Here is a 16,200-nt window from a genome sequence, read left to right as displayed (position 1 = left end):
ATGGGCATGCATCCCGTTCAGGTAATCGCAGTCACTGGTGGCAAGGGCGGCGTCGGCAAGACCAACGTATCGGTGAATCTGTCGCTGGCGCTGGCCGATCTCGGCCGTCGCGTCATGCTGCTGGACGCCGACCTGGGCCTGGCCAACGTCGACGTGCTGCTGGGCCTGTCGCCCAAGCGGACGCTGGCCGACGTCATCGAAGGCGAATGCGACCTGCGCGACGTGATCCTCCAGGGCCCCGGCGGCATCCGCATCGTCCCGGCGGCCTCGGGCACCCAGAGCATGGTGCACCTGACGCCGATGCAGCATGCCGGCCTGATCCAGGCTTTCAGCGACATCAGCGACAACATCGACGTGCTGGTGGTGGACACCGCCGCCGGCATCGGCGACTCGGTGGTGAGCTTCGTTCGCGCCGCCCAGGAAGTGCTGCTGGTCGTCTGCGATGAACCCACCTCCATCACCGATGCCTATGCTTTGATCAAGCTGCTCAACCGCGACTACGGCATGACCCGTTTCCGCGTGCTGGCGAACATGGCCCACAGCCCCCAGGAAGGCCGCAACCTGTTCGCCAAGCTGACCAAGGTCACCGACCGCTTCCTCGACGTGGCGCTGCAGTACGTCGGCGCCATCCCCTACGACGAGTCGGTGCGCAAGGCCGTGCAGAAGCAGCGCTCGGTGTATGAGGCGTTCCCGCGCAGCAAGGCTTCCCTGGCCTTCCGTGCGGTGGCGCAGAAGGTCGACAGCTGGCCGCTGCCGGCCAACCCACGAGGGCACCTGGAGTTCTTCGTCGAGCGCCTGGTGCAACATCCCACGGGTTCGGCCGTATGACCGCGGCCTCCGGAGCGCGTATGTACAGCAAGGCACAGGCGCACAACTCCCAGGAACTTTTGATCCAGAAGCACGCCCCGCTGGTGAAGCGGATCGCCTACCACCTGCTCGGCCGCCTGCCGGCCAGCGTGCAGGTGGAAGACCTGATGCAGGCCGGCATGATCGGCCTGCTCGAAGCGGCGAAGAAGTACGACCAGGGCAAGGGCGCCAGCTTCGAGACCTACGCCGGCATCCGCATCCGCGGCGCGATGCTCGACGAGGTGCGCAAGGGCGACTGGGCCCCGCGCTCGGTACACCGCAACACCCGCATGGTCAGTGACGCCATCCGCGCCGTCGAGGCGCGCACCGGACGTGACGCTAAAGATCAGGAGGTTGCTGCCGAACTCAATATGAGCCTCGAAGACTATTACGGCATCCTCAGCGACACCCAGGGCAGCCGGTTGTACAGCTTCGACGACATGTTGCAGGACGGCGACCAGGGTGGCGGCTTCGTCGAAGACGCCTCGCACCACGACAACGAGCCCTCCCACGGGCTGGAAGACGAGCGCTTCCAGGCGGCGCTGGCCGATGCCATCACCAAGCTGCCCGAACGCGAGCGCCTGGTGCTGGCGCTGTACTACGACGAGGAACTCAACCTCAAGGAGATCGGCGAAGTGCTGGGGGTCAGCGAATCGCGGGTCAGCCAGCTGCACAGCCAGTGCGCCGCGCGCCTGCGCTCGCGACTGGCGGAGTGGCGCGCTCGCTGAGCATCGGGTAGTTTCGCGTCGGCTGCTTCTGAGAGGCAGTGCTGAAGGGATTTTCCTTAGGCAAGTTATAGGCTTACGAATTTTTGGGTGACGTTCCTTTGACGCGCCCGCACCACGGAGCGCACGGCGCTCAATGAATTGACGGCACGCCCGCCAGGGCGCGTTTGGTATCGATGGAGGCAGGTTTGGACAAGAACATGAAAATTCTCATCGTGGACGACTTTTCCACGATGAGGCGCATCATCAAGAACCTCCTGCGGGACCTGGGGTTCACCAACACCGCAGAGGCCGACGACGGCACCACTGCGCTGCCGATGCTGCACAGCGGCAACTTCGACTTCCTCGTTACCGACTGGAACATGCCCGGCATGACCGGCATCGACCTGCTCCGTGCGGTCCGCGCCGACGAACGCCTCAAGCACCTGCCGGTGCTGATGGTCACCGCCGAAGCCAAGCGCGACCAGATCATCGAAGCGGCCCAGGCCGGGGTCAACGGCTATGTGGTCAAGCCTTTCACCGCTCAGGTGTTGAAAGAAAAGATCGAGAAGATTTTCGAGCGGGTCGGCAGCTGAGGCTGACCAAGAGGGCGTCATGGATTTCAACGAATCCGCGGGTGACTTCGAGTCGACCCTGAAAAAACACGCGCGCGAATTGGTCGAGTGCCTTGAGCGCGGCGACGTTCAGACTGCCGTGCAGCTGATCTCCGAGCTCAACCAGGCGCGTGACCGCGGCCTCTACCAGGAGGTCGGCAAGCTCACTCGCGAACTGCACAACGCCATCGTCAATTTCCAGATCGACCCCAACTCCCGGCACGCCGAGGAGATGTCGCAGATCGCCGACGCGACCGACCGCCTGTCCTACGTGGTGACGATGACCGAGAAGGCCGCCAACCGCACCATGGACCTGGTGGAAGAGTGCACCCCGGTGGTCATGCACATCGAGACCCAGGCCAAGGAGTTGCAGGAAGACTGGTCGCGCTTCATGCGCCGCGAGCTGGGCCCCGAGGCCTTCCGCGACCTGGCCAAGCGCGTCGACCAGTTCCTCTACGTCAGCGCCCAGGACAGCCGCAAGCTTTCCGCGCACCTCAACGACATCCTCCTCGCGCAGGACTTCCAGGATCTCACCGGCCAGGTGATCAAGCGCGTCACCAAGCTGGTGACCGAGGTCGAGTCGAACCTGGTGAAGCTGGTCTGGATGGCGGGGCAGGTCGATCGCTACGCCGGTATCGAGCATGACCACGACGGCATGCGCGACGCGGTGGAAAAAGAAAGATCGTCCAAGGGTGAAGGTCCGCAGATTGCTGCCGATACAAGAAAGGACGTCGTATCCGGTCAGGACGATGTCGATGACCTGTTGTCCAGCCTTGGTTTTTAAGCGTCGCCTGACGCTGTAGAGGGAGCACCGAATGAGCTTCGACGCCGATGACGAAATCCTCCAGGACTTCCTGGTGGAGGCCGGCGAGATCCTCGAGCTACTGTCCGAGCAACTGGTCGAGCTGGAAAGCCGCCCGGAAGACATGGACCTGCTCAATGCCATCTTCCGTGGGTTCCATACCGTCAAGGGCGGAGCCGGCTTCCTCCAGCTGAACGCGCTGGTGGAGTGCTGCCACATCGCCGAAAACGTCTTCGACATGCTGCGCAAGGGCGAACGCCGCGTGGATGCCGAGCTGATGGACGTGATGCTGCAGGCGCTGGACACCGTCAACGTCATGTTCCAGCAGGTGCGTGACGCCGAGGAACCGACGCCGGCCACTCCCGAGCTGCTCGCTGCGCTGTCGCGCCTGGCCGATCCGAACGCCGCGCCGGCCGAAGCTCCGGCTGCTGCCGTGGTGGCCGCGCCCGAGCCGGTGCAGGAAGCTGCTCCGGCCGCCTACGGCGACATCACCGATGACGAGTTCGAGAAGCTGATGGACGCCCTGGAGCCCACCGGCGAGGCGGCTGCCGCCCCGGCGAGCGCCGGCAGCGACGACATCACCGACGACGAATTCGAAGCACTGCTCGACCAGCTGCACGGCAAGGGCCAGTTCAGCAGTACCGCTGCCGAGCCCGCCAAGCCGGCGCCGGCTGCTCCCGCTGCCGAGGCTCCTGCGGCCAGCGCGGCTGGCGACGAGATCAGCGACGACGAGTTCGAGGCGCTGCTCGACCAACTGCATGGCAAGGGCCAGTTCACCGGTGCCAAGGAAGAGGCTGTGGCTCCCGTCGCTGCGGCTGTCGAAACCAAGGTCGAGCCGGCCCCGGCTGCCGGCGGCGACGACAACATCACCGACGACGAATTCGAGAAGCTGCTCGACGAGCTGCATGGCAAGGGCCAGTTCACCGGTGCCAAGGAAGAACCAGCCGTGGCTGCCCAGCCCGCTGCACAGCCCAAAGCAGTCCCCGCGCCGGTCGCCAAGCCTGCTGCCGCTCCGGCAGCCGCCGCCAAGCCGGCTGCGGCCAAGCCCGCTGCTGCTGCCGCGGAGAAGCCATCCAGCGAAGCGGAAACCACCGTGCGCGTGGACACCGCCCGCCTGGACGAGATCATGAACATGGTCGGCGAACTGGTGCTGGTGCGTAACCGCCTGGTACGCCTGGGCCTGAACAGCGGCGACGAAGCGATGGCCAAGGCCGTCAGCAACCTCGACGTGGTCACCGCTGACCTGCAGTCGTCGGTCATGAAGACCCGCATGCAGCCGATCAAGAAGGTCTTCGGCCGCTTCCCGCGGCAGGTCCGCGACCTGGCGCGCAATCTGAAGAAAGAGATCAACCTCGAGCTGATCGGCGAAGAGACCGACCTCGACAAGAACCTGGTCGAGGCCCTGGCCGACCCGCTGGTGCACCTGGTGCGCAACGCGGTCGACCACGGCATCGAAGGCCCCGACGAGCGCGAAGCCGCCGGCAAGCCGCGCTCGGGCAAGGTGGTGCTGTCCGCCGAGCAGGAGGGCGACCACATCCTGCTGTCGATCTCCGACGACGGCAAGGGCATGGACCCCGACGTGCTGCGCGCCAAGGCCGTGGAGAAGGGCCTGCTGGACAAGGACGCGGCGGATCGCCTGTCCGAGTCCGACTGCTACAACCTGATCTTCGCCCCGGGCTTCTCGACCAAGACCGAGATTTCCGACGTCTCCGGCCGCGGTGTCGGCATGGACGTGGTGAAGACCAAGATTTCCCAGCTCAACGGCATCATCAACATCTACTCGGCCAAGGGCCAGGGCTCGAAGATCGTCATCAAGGTCCCGCTGACCCTGGCGATCATGCCGACCCTGATGGTGATGCTGGGCAACCAGGCGTTCGCCTTCCCGCTGGTCAACGTCAACGAGATATTCCACCTCGACCTGTCCAACACCAACGTGGTGGACGGCCAGGAAGTGGTGATCGTCCGCGACAAGGCCCTGCCGCTGTTCTACCTCAAGCGCTGGCTGGTGCCGGGCGCGCAGCATGACGAGCCAGGCGAGGGCCACGTGGTGATCCTCTCGGTGGGCACCCAGCGCATCGGCTTCGTGGTCGACCAGCTGGTGGGCCAGGAAGAGGTGGTGATCAAGCCGCTGGGCAAGATGCTGCAGGGCACGCCGGGCATGGCCGGGGCGACCATCACCGGGGACGGGCGTATTGCCCTGATCCTCGACGTGCCGAGCATGCTCAAGCGCTACGCCCGTCGTATCTGACCGCCGTGGGCGGCGCAGTGAACCAGCTGCGTCCGCCCATGTGATGGAAGAAGTTTTTTTCAGGAGTGTCTATGGCTGTCAAAGTCCTGGTGGTGGACGATTCGGGGTTCTTCCGCCGTCGTGTCTCGGAGATCCTTTCCGCCGATCCGCAGATCCAGGTGGTCGGCACGGCCACCAATGGCCGCGAGGCGATCGACCAGGCGCTGGCGCTCAAGCCCGATGTGATCACCATGGACTACGAGATGCCGCTGATGGACGGCATCACCGCCGTGCGGACCATCATGCAGCGCTGTCCGACGCCGGTCCTGATGTTCTCCTCGCTGACCCACGAAGGCGCGCGGGTGACCCTGGACGCGCTGGACGCCGGTGCGGTGGATTACCTGCCGAAGAATTTCGAAGACATTTCGCGCAACCCGGACAAGGTCCGCCAGCTGCTCTGCGAGAAGGTCCACACCATCGCCAAGAGCAACCGGCGCTTCTCCGCGTACGCCACCAGCGCCCCGGCTCCCGCGCCGAGCGCTGCCGCCAGCAGCACACGCCCGGCCGCCGCGCCGCTGTCCCATGGCAGCAGCCACGCGCCTGCCGCGCCTGCGCCGGCGACTTCCGCCGTCCCAAAGCGTAAGCCCTACCGGCTGGTGGCCATCGGTACTTCTACCGGTGGGCCGGTGGCGCTGCAGCGGGTCCTGACTCAGCTGCCTGCCAATTTCCCCGCGCCGCTGGTGCTCATCCAGCACATGCCGGCGGCCTTCACCAAGGCCTTCGCCGAGCGCCTGGACAAGCTCTGCAAGATCACCGTCAAGGAAGCCGAGGATGGCGACATCCTGCGCCCCGGCGTGGCCCTGCTGGCCCCCGGCGGCAAGCAGATGATGGTCGATGCGCGCGGCGCGATCCGCATCCTGCCCGGTGACGAGCGCCTCAACTACAAGCCCTGCGTCGACGTGACCTTCGGTTCCGCGTCCAAGGCCTACGGCGACAAGGTCCTGGCGGTGGTCCTCACCGGCATGGGCGCCGACGGCCGTGAAGGCGCGCGGATGCTCAAGCAGGGCGGCGCCCAGGTGTGGGCGCAGGACGAGGCCAGCTGCGTGATCTACGGCATGCCCATGGCCATCGCCAAGGCCGGGCTGGCCGACGCCGTGTACAGCCTCGACGACATCGGCCGGCACCTGACCGAGGCCTGCGGCTGATGGATGTCCTCAGCCTGGTCGGCCTGATCCTCGCGCTGGTTGCCATCATCGGTGGCAACTTCCTCGAGGGCGGGCACGTCGGTGCCCTGGCCAATGGCCCGGCGGCACTGATCGTGGTGGGCGGCACCCTGGCCGCCGCGCTGCTGCAGACCCCGGTGCCGGTGCTCAAGCGCGCTGTGACCATGCTGCGCTGGGTGGTGCTGCCGCCGGCAGTCGACCTGGTGGGCGGCATCAGCCGCGTGGTCGGATGGAGCATGACCGCGCGCAAGGAAGGCCTGCTCGGCCTGGAAACCGTCGCCGACGCCGAGCGCGACCCCTATGCGCGCAAGGGCCTGCAACTGCTGGTGGACGGCACCGAGCCGGAAGCCATCCGCAGCATCCTCGAAGTCGACCTGTTCAACCAGGAAAGCCGCGACCTGGCGGCGGCGAAGGTCTTCGAAAGCATGGGTGGCTACTCGCCGACCATCGGCATCATCGGTGCGGTGATGGGCCTGATCCACGTGATGGGCAACCTGGCCGACCCCAGCCAGCTGGGCAACGGCATCGCCGTGGCCTTCGTCGCCACCATCTATGGCGTCGGCCTGGCCAACCTGCTGCTGTTGCCCATCGGCAACAAGCTGAAGAGCATCGTGCTGCGCCAGTCCTGCTACCGCGAAATGCTGATGGAAGGCCTGCTGTCCATCGCCGAGGGTGAGAACCCGCGCTCCATCGAGTTGAAGCTGCAAGGCTTCGTCGGCTGAGGGGGAGGGGATGCGCATGCCTCGCCGCAGACGTCATGAGGAACACGAGAATCACGAACGCTGGCTGGTGTCCTACGCGGACTTCATCACCTTGCTGTTCGCCTTCTTCGTGGTGATGTACTCGATCTCCTCGATCAACGAGGGCAAGTACAAGATCCTCTCGGAAACCCTCACCGGCGTGTTCAACCAGCCCGATCGCTCGGTGCGGCCGATCCCGGTCGGCGAAGAGCGCCCGCGTACCCAGCAGCCGGACCAGTCGATCAGCGACCCGCAGGACGAAGGCCAGGCCCAGGGCAACCCGGATTCGCTGCAGCAGATCAGCGACAGCGTGCGCCAGGCCTTCGGCGACCTGATCTCCACCGACCAGCTGTCGGTGCGCGGCAACGAGCTGTGGATCGAGATCACCCTCAATTCCAGCCTGCTGTTCTCCAGCGGCGATGCGATCCCCAATGACGCGGCCTTCGAGATCATCGAGAAAGTCGCCAAGATTCTGTCGCCTTACCGCAACCCGGTCCACGTGGAAGGCTTCACCGACAACGTACCGATCCACAACGCCCAGTACCCGACCAACTGGGAGCTGTCCACCGCCCGCGCCGCCAGCATCGTCCGCATGCTCGCCCAGGACGGCCTGGACGCCGGTCGGCTGGCCGCGGTGGGCTATGGCGAATTCCAGCCGGTGGCGGACAATGCCACGGCAGACGGTCGCGCGCGCAATCGCCGGGTGGTCCTGGTGATCTCCCGCAACCTCGAGGTACGCCGCAGCATCAGCGGCGTGGGCAGCGCCAAGGCGCAGCCCGACCCGGTGCTGCGCCACGCTGGCACGCAATCTGCACCAGTGCTTGCCAGCGAGGCGCCCGCCAGTGGCGCCGTCAATTCTTCGTCATCGGCCGCAGGGAACTGACGTCATGATTACCCTGAACCGATCCTGTGCCAGCGGGGAGCCTGCACTATGAAAGTCTGGGCGGTAGCCAACCAGAAAGGTGGCGTCGGCAAGACCACATCCTCCATCGCCCTCGCGGGCTTGCTGGCGGATGCCGGCAAGCGCGTGCTGATCGTCGACCTGGACCCCCATGGCTCGATGACCAGCTATTTCGGCCATGACCCGGACAGCCTGGAACACAGCGTGTTCGACCTGTTCCTGCACCAGGGCAACGTGCCCGAGGGGCTCCCCGAATCGCTGCTGCTGCCCACCAGCCACGAGAACATCCGCCTGCTGCCGTCGAGCACCGCGCTGGCCACCCTGGAGCGCCAGTCGCCCGGGCAGAACGGCCTGGGCCTGGTGATCGCCAAGAGCTTGGCGCAGCTTTGGAACCAGTTCGACCACGCGATCATCGACAGCCCGCCGCTGCTGGGCGTGCTGATGGTCAACGCGATGGCGGCCAGCCAGCACCTGGTGATCCCGGTGCAGACCGAATTCCTTGCCCTCAAGGGCCTGGAGCGCATGGTCAACACCCTGAAGATGGTCAACCGCTCGCGCAAGCAGGCGCTGCCGTTCACCATCGTGCCGACCCTGTTCGACCGCCGTACCCAGGCCTCCCTGGGCACCCTGCGGGTGCTGCGCGACACCTACCCGGAAACGCTCTGGCAGGCGTTCATCCCGGTGGATACCAAGCTGCGCGACGCCAGCCGCCTGGGCACCGTGCCTTCGCGCAACGACAGCAACAGCCGTGGCGTGATCGCCTATCGCGCGTTGCTCAAGCATTTGCTGGCCCATCTGCCGGCGAGCCAGGTAGCCTGAGCATGTCGTTGCCGGGCCCGAACCAAAGAATCCGACGGATGCGCTCAAGAGCGGCGCACCCGCTGCCGATAGGCTGGACAGTCATCTTGCGCGGTCATCCATCATGAGTCGTTCCGCTACCGCCACTCGCCCCCAGCTCGCGCTGCAGTCCTACCTGGATGCGCTGCTGCAGGAGGCCACCTTCGAAGACTTCGCCCCGGAGCCGGTGGCGCAGCCCGTGGTCGCGCCCGTCGCACCGATTGCCCCGGTGGCCCTGGTGGTCAGCGAGCCGGTGATTGCGGCGCCGACTGTCTTTGCCGAACCGGTCGCCGAGCCCCTGGCCCTGGTGGTCGAGGCGAGCGAAACCAGCGTCAGCATCGACGAGTTCGAAGCCGCCGTGCTGGAAGAGCAGGTGCGTGATGCGCGGCTAAGTACTGCCCCCCGCGCACCTGTCGTTCAAGCACCGGTCGCCGAGCTGCGCCTCCCGGAGCTGCCGGCCGTTGCTGAGCCGTTGATCGAAGCTGCACCCGCCGACGAGCTGCCCGCGCAACTGGCCCAGGTGATCGACCTGCACCAGCCGGGCAGCGCCGAGATGCCCGCCGCGCCGCTGAAGCTGCTGGATGACGGCCGCCCGGTTTGGGCCGCCGAGCCCTTCGAGTGCCTGCTGTTCGATGTCGCCGGGCTGACCCTGGCGGTGCCGCTGGTGTGCCTGGGCTCGATCTACCCGCTGGCGGGGCACGACCTGACCCCGCTGTTCGGCCAGCCGGACTGGTTCCTCGGCATCCTGCCCGGCCAGAATGGCAACCTGAAGGTACTCGACACCGCGCGCTGGGTGATGCCCGAGCGCTACCGCGACGACTACCGCGAAGGCCTGCAATACGTGATTTCCGTGCAGGGCTACGAGTGGGGGCTGGCCGTACACCAGGTCAGCCGCTCGGTGCGCCTGGACCCGTCCGAGGTGAAGTGGCGCAGCCATCGCCAGCAACGCCCGTGGCTGGCCGGCACGGTGATCGACCAGATGTGTGCACTGCTCGACGTCGCGGCCCTGGCCGAACTGATCGCCAGCGGCGGCGCCAAGCGCCTGCAGCACTAACCGAATACGAAAGACAACCTCCGCGCCGCAGGCGGCGTGGAACCAGAAGAGGCGAGGGGATATGAAGAAAACGTCAGCGCAAGGTGCCGAAGATCCGATTCTGCAGTGGGTCACCTTCCGCCTGGACAACGAGACCTATGGCATCAACGTGATGCAGGTCCAGGAAGTGCTGCGCTACACCGAGATCGCGCCGGTCCCCGGTGCCCCGAGCTACGTGCTGGGCATCATCAACCTGCGCGGCAACGTGGTCACCGTGATCGACACCCGCCAGCGCTTCGGCCTGGACCCGGCGCCGGTCTCGGACAACACCCGCATCGTCATCATCGAGGCCGACAAGCAGGTCGTCGGCATCCTGGTCGATAGCGTCGCCGAGGTCGTCTACCTGCGCCAGTCCGAGATCGAGACCGCACCGAACGTCGGTAACGAGGAATCGGCCAAGTTCATCCAGGGCGTCTGCAACAAGAACGGCGAACTGCTGATCCTGGTCGAGCTGGACAAGATGATGACCGAGGAAGAGTGGTCGGAGCTGGAGAGCATCTGAGGTGCTGATCGCCCTGGTGGTGCTCGCTATCGCCTGCGCGGGCCTGGCCTGCGCTTGCGTGTGGCTGTCCGGCCGGCAGCGCGCCCAGGAGGCGCAGGCCGTACAGCTGGCCAAGCAGCTGGCGGTGTTCGAGCAGCGCCTGAAGGAACAGGGCAAGCGCATCGAGTCCTACCAGCAGATCAACATCCGCATGGGCGAAGAGCTGCGTGAGCTGAACAAGCAGGTCGCGCCGCTGCCCGAGCGCCTGGTGCGCATCGAACAGCGCGACCCCACCAGCCTGTCCTTCAGCCAGGCCGCGCGCCTGGTCGGCATGGGCGCCAGCCCCGAGGACCTGACCCAGAGCTGCGGGCTGTCCCAGGCCGAGGCTGAGCTGGTGGCGCGCCTGCACCAGGGCAAGCCGGGCAACTGACCCGCAGCGCCGGCCTCACTGGCTGGCGGCAGTGCCCGGTGATTCGATGAGAATCCGCTCCGCGCGGCATTCCTTGCGGTCCTGGGCGGGTTGCGTGGCGAAATCGCTGCCGATGATCTGCCGGACCGAGCGGGCGCCTTTCAGGTCCCGCGGCAGGGTGATGCGAATCTCCTGCAGGTAGTCGCCGCTGCACAGCAGCAGCACGTTGTTGGCGGCTTGCTGGCTGCCGAACTCCTCATCCCATTTCGCATAGAACGCCTGCCGCGAGATCGCGCCGCCGGACTGTTCGCGCACATAGGTGCCAGCCGGCGAGTCGTTGAACGACTTCACCAGGTCCACCGCGAAGCGGAAATACTCATCGTCGCCCATGGCGGTCTGGCAGACGCCATGCTTCTTCCACTCGTGGTTGCCCAGCTGGGTGCTGAAATAGAAGTTCGGCATCCACGGCTTGATGTAGTCCAGGGTGCTGGCGCTCAGCTGCAGGTCGGCGCCGCCACAGTCGCCATAGCGCTTGCCGCATTCGCTGCGGTTCGGCCACAGGCCGTGCAGGGTGAAGTTGCGGATACCCAGTTTGCCGCTGCCCATGGCCTGGCACTCGGGCTTGGCCGCGCCGTTGGCGCTGTGCTCGCAGAAGCCGGGCTGCCAGCTCAGGGCCAGCACGTAGCTGTCGTAGGTGTCGGCGGTGCGGCACTGCGCCGCTGCGCCGCGATCCTGCTTGCCGCTTGCGCCCGCCACCACCAGGTCGTGGGGCGTCCCGCAGCTGGCGGCCACCCAGCGCAGCGGATTGCCGTCACCGGGAAGCTGCAACCGCAACCACTGATAGTCGGCCTTGTTGACCTCGACGATCCGGTAGCTCTGCCCGGGCTCGACGCTGAGGGCGCCGGGATTGGTGCCCTTCTTGAACGACTGGAAAGCCTCACAACGGGTCGAGACTTCGAAGGTGCCCTGGGTGGCTTCCAGTGCGGGGGCCTGGGTGGCGCAGGCAAGCGAGAGGGCCAGGAGGAGGCCGGCGGCGCGCTTCATCGATCTTTCCTTGTCATGAAGGGGAGGGCAGGGAGGACGCAGGAATCGGTGGTCGGATTCTAGGCTCGCCGAGTGACCTTCTGTCGGAGAGTGCCGAATGTAAGAGTTTCACTGCTCGTGTTTAGGACTTGTCTGATAAGAAAAGCGGCAAATCGTCGCTAGATTGGCCCCATCGAAATTTCCGTGAGGGCCATAGCGATGGCGAACAATCCACGCCGGGCCATGGTGCTGTGCTCGCACCCCGGCCGCTTGCTGAACTACAGCGTGTTGCTCAACCGCCTGGAGTTCTACCACCTGAGTCTCTGCCTGAACCTGGATGAAGTGCGCAAGGCGCTGTCCGGACGGCAGCGTTACAGCCTGTTCATCCACGATGACTTCGTGCCGGGTCCCAACGAGCTGCTCAGCCTGAAGTCCCTGAGCCAGAACAGCGCTTTCCGCCAGTTCCTGCTGGTGGGCAACTACAGTGCCGAGGAGAAGCGCGGCCTGTTCCAGTGGGCCTGGGCCAACCGCGTGCCATTGCTGGACGTGCTGGACAAGCCGCTTTCCCTGGCGCAGCTGCGCGAGGTGACCAGCAGCATGGTGCACTACCACGTCGAAGACGAGCGGCCGATCCGCTGCTCCGTGCGCGAGTTCCACCACTACGCGCCCTCCGGCGAGCACCCGCCGACCCAGCTGGGCTGCGAGTGCCGTGCCTGAGGTGCCTCAGCGCCGCTTTGAATCCGGCCCCTGCAGCAGCAGGGGCATGGCGTCCGGCACATCGCCGGGGGCGTCGTTCAGCGGGCTCTTGCCCTTGAGGTACCAGGCGAAGGCGATGATCTCGGCGATGGTGCGATAGAGCGCCTCGGGGATCGCGTCGCCCAGCTCCAGCCGCGCCAGCAGGCGTACCAGCTCACCGTTCTCGTAGATCGGCACCTCGTGATGACGGGCGATGGCGAGGATGGTTTCCGCCAGTTCGTCGTCGCCCTTGGCCGTCAGGGTCGGGGCGTTCTGCCCGTCGTAGTTGAGGGCGATGACCTGGCGCGGTGGTTTTCTGGCTTTCTTCATGCGGTCTCGTCCACCCAGCGTTGCTCCACGGCCGTGCGCGCTCCCTGTGGCGGCTTGCCCTGGCGGCAGCTCAGCTCGCCGACACTGAGCCCGGCGTCGTTCAGGCGCTGGCGCAAGGTGCCCAGCTCGCCATCGATCAGGCTGGCGGTGTGGGCGCGTTCGGCCCACAGCTGGGTGCCGATGCTGCCGTGGGCGAGGGTGGCCTGCACCTGCAGCGGGCCGAGGCTGTCCAGGTCGAACGCCAGGTCGACGCGCCAGAGTATCTCGCGGGGCTGTTGTTCGCGTTCGCCCTTGCTGCCCTGGCTGTCCTTTTCCTCCTGCTGGATGCGCACCTGGATCGGCACCATCTGCTGTTGCTGGCGCAGGGGAATCTCCAGCTGCCAGGTATTCACCACCGTGCCATCGGGCAGCACATCGCTCTGCGCCAGGCTGCCGAGCTGGTGGGTCTGTAGCCGCGAGACGGCGGCGGCGGCCAGTTTCAGCAGGGCTTCCAGGTCGCCTTCCTGTTCCAGCTCCTGGGCCAGCCGGCTGGGCAGCGGGAAGGTCACGGCGGCGGGCGTGCGGCCGCTGGTCTGGCCGATCACGCCGAGGGCGTTACGTACGAAGGAGGGCATGGCCTGCGCCAGGTTATTGGCTCCGGCCAGGGCATTGCCCGGCAGGTTGTTCAGTACCGCCGCCGCGGTGCCGCTCTGCACGGCCGGCATCAGGCTGGCGATCAGCCGCAGCAGGTTGGCCTTGAGATCCTGCGGCAAGCCTTCCACGCCGCGCAGCAGCTGTGCTTCGAGGAACACGCCGCTCTGCTGGAAGGCCTGGGCGACGCCCTTGGCGTCGCTGAGCTGGCGTACGTCCGGCAGTGCGCCGAGGAGTTTATCCACCGCCTGGCGCAGGTCGGGGCTGAGGTCCGCATCAGCATTGCCACCGGCGCCCTGCAGCGCCTTGAACAGGCCGTCCAGCGAACCCTGGCGGCTCTGCTGGGCGCTCAGTTGCAGGCTCAGGTCGAGCTGGTCCAGGCGTGCGTTCAGCGGCAGGAACTGCAGGGCCTGCTGGTCCTGCACGCGGGCGCTGAGCAGGCTGTTGAGCGGCAGCGGGTTGGGCGATTCGATGCTCATCTGGCGCCCGGCCAGCGGGGTGTTGAGCAGCGTGATCAGCACCTTGTAGACCACCTGTTCGGCCTTGCCCTGGGCGATCAGCTGGCTGGCGTCGACCTTGCCCTGGATCAGCGTGCCCACCGGCAGCACGTCGAGGTCGAGGCTGTTCAGCGGTGCCTGGCTGATGCCGCCCAGGCCCAGCGCTGCGCCGGGCTGGTTGAGCAGGGTGGCGGCGAGGTTGGTCTGGGTCAGCGTCGACAGCTGCAGGGTGCTGCCCTTGGCCAGCGCCTGCGGGCTTTCCGCCACCACCAGCGCCTGCTGGCCGCTGGCCATGGTCAGGCGCAGCAGCAGCTGGAAGTTCACCTGGCCCTCGCGCACCGCCAGCACCTCGGCGTTGGCTTTCTGCCCCGGCGGCAGCAGGTCGCCCAGGCTCTGGGCGATCTTGAGCGTCAGCTCGGCTGAACTCTGCGGGCTGCGCAGCGCAGGCGTGGACGGTAGCGGGCGGGAAGCGCCAATTTCGCTCGGCATCGGGGTCCTGTGGGGCGGATGACGGGGTTACGCCCAGTGTATCGGCGCGCACTGCCGGCACTTTAGACCGTCCGGCGCCGCGCGGGGGCCGCTGTGCAGGGCAGGGTGCGCTGTTTTGACGTTACACCCTGTCGAAAAACCTGACGTCGGGCGTAGGAACGCCTGTGTATAATGCGCCGCCCGAGGCCGTGCTTGGCGGCCCGGGCGGTGTGGCCGCGTTTTTGCACCACTGTCTGTTTTCTGCCCGACGGTTGCCGATGCCCTTGACCCATCCCCTCCTCGAAACCGTGGCGCTCGCCTGCGAGCGGGACTGGCGCATGCTGTTCGAGCGTCTCGATCTGCGACTGGGCGCGGGCGAAATGCTACAGATCGTCGGCCCCAACGGCAGCGGCAAGACCAGCCTGCTGCGCCTGCTCAGCGGCCTGATGCAGCCCACCGCCGGTGATGTGCTGCTCAACGGCAAGCCGCTCACCGAACAACGCCACGAACTGGCCCGTCTGCTGCTGTGGATCGGCCACGCCGCCGGTATCAAGGGCCTGCTCACMGCCGAGGAAAACCTCGCCTGGCTCTGCGCCCTGCACCAGCCGGCCAACCGCGATGCCATCTGGCAAGCGCTGGAAGCCGTCGGACTGCGCGGCTTCGAGGATGTTCCCTGCCATACCCTGTCCGCCGGCCAGCAGCGCCGCGTGGCCCTGGCGCGCCTGTATCTCGACGCGCCGCCGCTGTGGATCCTCGACGAACCCTTCACCGCCCTGGACAAGCAGGGCGTGGCGCAGCTGGAAGAGCACCTGGCTGGCCATTGCGAGCGCGGTGGTCTGGTTGTGCTGACCACCCACCACACCCTGGAGCGCATGCCGCAGGGCTACCGCGCCCTCGACCTGGGCCAGCACGCACGGGAGGTGGCGGCGCGATGAGCAACGTCTTCACCCTGCTGCTCGCCCGCGAGGCGCGTCTGCTGTTCCGCCGTCCGGCGGAGATGGCTAATCCTTTGGTGTTCTTCGCCATCGTCATCGCGCTGTTCCCGCTGGCGGTCGGCCCCGAATCGGAAATGCTCAAGAACCTCTCGCCCGGCCTCGTCTGGGTCGCGGCCCTGCTGGCGGTGCTGCTGTCGCTGGACGGCCTGTTCCGCAGCGATTTCGAGGACGGTTCCTTGGAACAGTGGGTCCTTTCGCCGCACCCCCTGCCACTACTGGTCCTGGCCAAAGTGCTGGCACACTGGCTGGTTTCAGGGCTGGCCTTGGTGCTGCTGTCGCCGCTGTTCGCCCTGATGCTGGGCCTGCCGGCGCGCTGCCTGCCGGACCTGCTGCTGTCGCTGCTGCTGGGGACGCCGATCCTGAGCCTGCTGGGCGCCGTGGGCGCTGCACTCACTGTCGGTCTCAAGCGAGGCGGCCTGCTGCTGGCCTTGCTGATTCTGCCGCTTTACATTCCGGTGCTGATCCTGGGCAGCGGAGCGCTACAGGCGTCGCTGCAGGGGCTGCCCACCGCCGGGCACCTGTTGTGGCTGGCCAGCCTGACGGCGTTAGCATTGACGCTGACGCCCTTTGCCATCGCCGCCGGGCTGAAGATCAGCGTCGGCGAGTGAACGAACGATCGCCGGCCTGGGAAGCGGGACCGGCGGC

General features: G+C 66.6%; 18 protein-coding genes. 15 read left to right on the top strand and 3 right to left on the bottom strand.

The window, feature by feature from the left end:
* From fleN to QO207_RS12625, 12 genes are all read left to right on the top strand, one after another.
* Window positions 1-828, top strand: coding sequence for a flagellar synthesis regulator FleN (gene fleN, locus QO207_RS12680; protein ID WP_017520297.1), 828 nt, complete (start codon window positions 1-3; stop codon window positions 826-828).
* Complete coding sequence (fliA, locus tag QO207_RS12675; protein ID WP_301532748.1) at window positions 825-1,574, top strand: RNA polymerase sigma factor FliA; 750 nt, start codon at window positions 825-827, stop codon at window positions 1,572-1,574. The genes fleN and fliA overlap by 4 nt, the downstream gene beginning before the upstream one ends.
* Before the next feature lie 197 nt (window positions 1,575-1,771).
* Window positions 1,772-2,146: a chemotaxis response regulator CheY gene (locus QO207_RS12670; protein WP_085988857.1), complete on the top strand. Its 375-nt coding sequence runs from the start codon at window positions 1,772-1,774 to the stop codon at window positions 2,144-2,146.
* A gap of 19 nt (window positions 2,147-2,165) precedes the next feature.
* Window positions 2,166-2,948 (top strand): protein phosphatase CheZ, encoded by a 783-nt coding sequence (locus QO207_RS12665; RefSeq protein WP_301532747.1) that lies wholly within the window; start codon window positions 2,166-2,168, stop codon window positions 2,946-2,948.
* Between the two features lie 31 nt (window positions 2,949-2,979).
* On the top strand, window positions 2,980-5,214 hold the full coding sequence (locus tag QO207_RS12660) for a chemotaxis protein CheA (RefSeq protein ID WP_301532746.1): 2,235 nt from the start codon (window positions 2,980-2,982) through the stop codon (window positions 5,212-5,214).
* Window positions 5,215-5,285: 71 nt separating this feature from the next.
* Window positions 5,286-6,398, top strand: coding sequence for a chemotaxis response regulator protein-glutamate methylesterase (locus QO207_RS12655; RefSeq protein ID WP_301532745.1), 1,113 nt, complete (start codon window positions 5,286-5,288; stop codon window positions 6,396-6,398).
* Complete coding sequence (locus QO207_RS12650) at window positions 6,398-7,138, top strand: flagellar motor protein (RefSeq protein WP_301532744.1); 741 nt, start codon at window positions 6,398-6,400, stop codon at window positions 7,136-7,138. The genes QO207_RS12655 and QO207_RS12650 overlap by 1 nt, the downstream gene beginning before the upstream one ends.
* 16 nt (window positions 7,139-7,154) lie before the next feature.
* Window positions 7,155-8,039 (top strand): flagellar motor protein MotD, encoded by an 885-nt coding sequence (gene motD, locus QO207_RS12645; protein ID WP_301532743.1) that lies wholly within the window; start codon window positions 7,155-7,157, stop codon window positions 8,037-8,039.
* 48 nt (window positions 8,040-8,087) lie between these two features.
* Window positions 8,088-8,876 (top strand): ParA family protein, encoded by a 789-nt coding sequence (locus QO207_RS12640; RefSeq protein WP_301532742.1) that lies wholly within the window; start codon window positions 8,088-8,090, stop codon window positions 8,874-8,876.
* Window positions 8,877-8,979: 103 nt separating this feature from the next.
* The gene (locus QO207_RS12635) at window positions 8,980-9,948 is read left to right on the top strand and encodes a CheW domain-containing protein (protein WP_301532741.1); all 969 of its coding nucleotides are present in this window, start codon (window positions 8,980-8,982) and stop codon (window positions 9,946-9,948) included.
* A 61-nt stretch (window positions 9,949-10,009) separates the two neighbouring features.
* Window positions 10,010-10,489: a chemotaxis protein CheW gene (locus tag QO207_RS12630; RefSeq protein WP_015476565.1), complete on the top strand. Its 480-nt coding sequence runs from the start codon at window positions 10,010-10,012 to the stop codon at window positions 10,487-10,489.
* Between the two features lies 1 nt (window position 10,490).
* The gene (locus QO207_RS12625) at window positions 10,491-10,898 is read left to right on the top strand and encodes a DUF2802 domain-containing protein (RefSeq protein WP_301532740.1); all 408 of its coding nucleotides are present in this window, start codon (window positions 10,491-10,493) and stop codon (window positions 10,896-10,898) included.
* Window positions 10,899-10,913: 15 nt separating this feature from the next.
* Here QO207_RS12625 and QO207_RS12620 read toward each other — a convergent pair whose 3' ends face one another.
* On the bottom strand, window positions 10,914-11,921 hold the full coding sequence (locus tag QO207_RS12620; protein WP_301532739.1) for a ribonuclease T(2): 1,008 nt from the start codon (window positions 11,919-11,921) through the stop codon (window positions 10,914-10,916).
* A 198-nt stretch (window positions 11,922-12,119) separates the two neighbouring features.
* Here QO207_RS12620 and QO207_RS12615 point away from each other — a divergent pair, with 198 nt between their 5' ends.
* Window positions 12,120-12,617, top strand: coding sequence for a hypothetical protein (locus QO207_RS12615; RefSeq protein WP_301532738.1), 498 nt, complete (start codon window positions 12,120-12,122; stop codon window positions 12,615-12,617).
* Between the two features lie 6 nt (window positions 12,618-12,623).
* Here QO207_RS12615 and QO207_RS12610 read toward each other — a convergent pair whose 3' ends face one another.
* Window positions 12,624-12,965: an EscU/YscU/HrcU family type III secretion system export apparatus switch protein gene (locus QO207_RS12610; RefSeq protein WP_301532737.1), complete on the bottom strand. Its 342-nt coding sequence runs from the start codon at window positions 12,963-12,965 to the stop codon at window positions 12,624-12,626.
* Complete coding sequence (locus QO207_RS12605) at window positions 12,962-14,581, bottom strand: flagellar hook-length control protein FliK (RefSeq protein ID WP_301532736.1); 1,620 nt, start codon at window positions 14,579-14,581, stop codon at window positions 12,962-12,964. The genes QO207_RS12610 and QO207_RS12605 overlap by 4 nt, the downstream gene beginning before the upstream one ends.
* 257 nt (window positions 14,582-14,838) lie before the next feature.
* Here QO207_RS12605 and ccmA point away from each other — a divergent pair, with 257 nt between their 5' ends.
* Window positions 14,839-15,495, top strand: coding sequence for a cytochrome c biogenesis heme-transporting ATPase CcmA (ccmA, locus tag QO207_RS12600; RefSeq protein ID WP_301532735.1), 657 nt, complete (start codon window positions 14,839-14,841; stop codon window positions 15,493-15,495).
* The gene (ccmB, locus tag QO207_RS12595; RefSeq protein WP_301532734.1) at window positions 15,492-16,163 is read left to right on the top strand and encodes a heme exporter protein CcmB; all 672 of its coding nucleotides are present in this window, start codon (window positions 15,492-15,494) and stop codon (window positions 16,161-16,163) included. Before ccmA ends, ccmB begins: the two co-directional genes overlap by 4 nt.
* Window positions 16,164-16,200 lie beyond the last annotated feature (37 nt).

This window comes from Pseudomonas sp. CAN1, assembly GCF_030462585.1.
Taxonomy (GTDB): domain Bacteria; phylum Pseudomonadota; class Gammaproteobacteria; order Pseudomonadales; family Pseudomonadaceae; genus Pseudomonas.
Note: the sequence above shows the minus strand (reverse complement) of the source record. Positions and strands in the feature narration are given on the sequence as shown.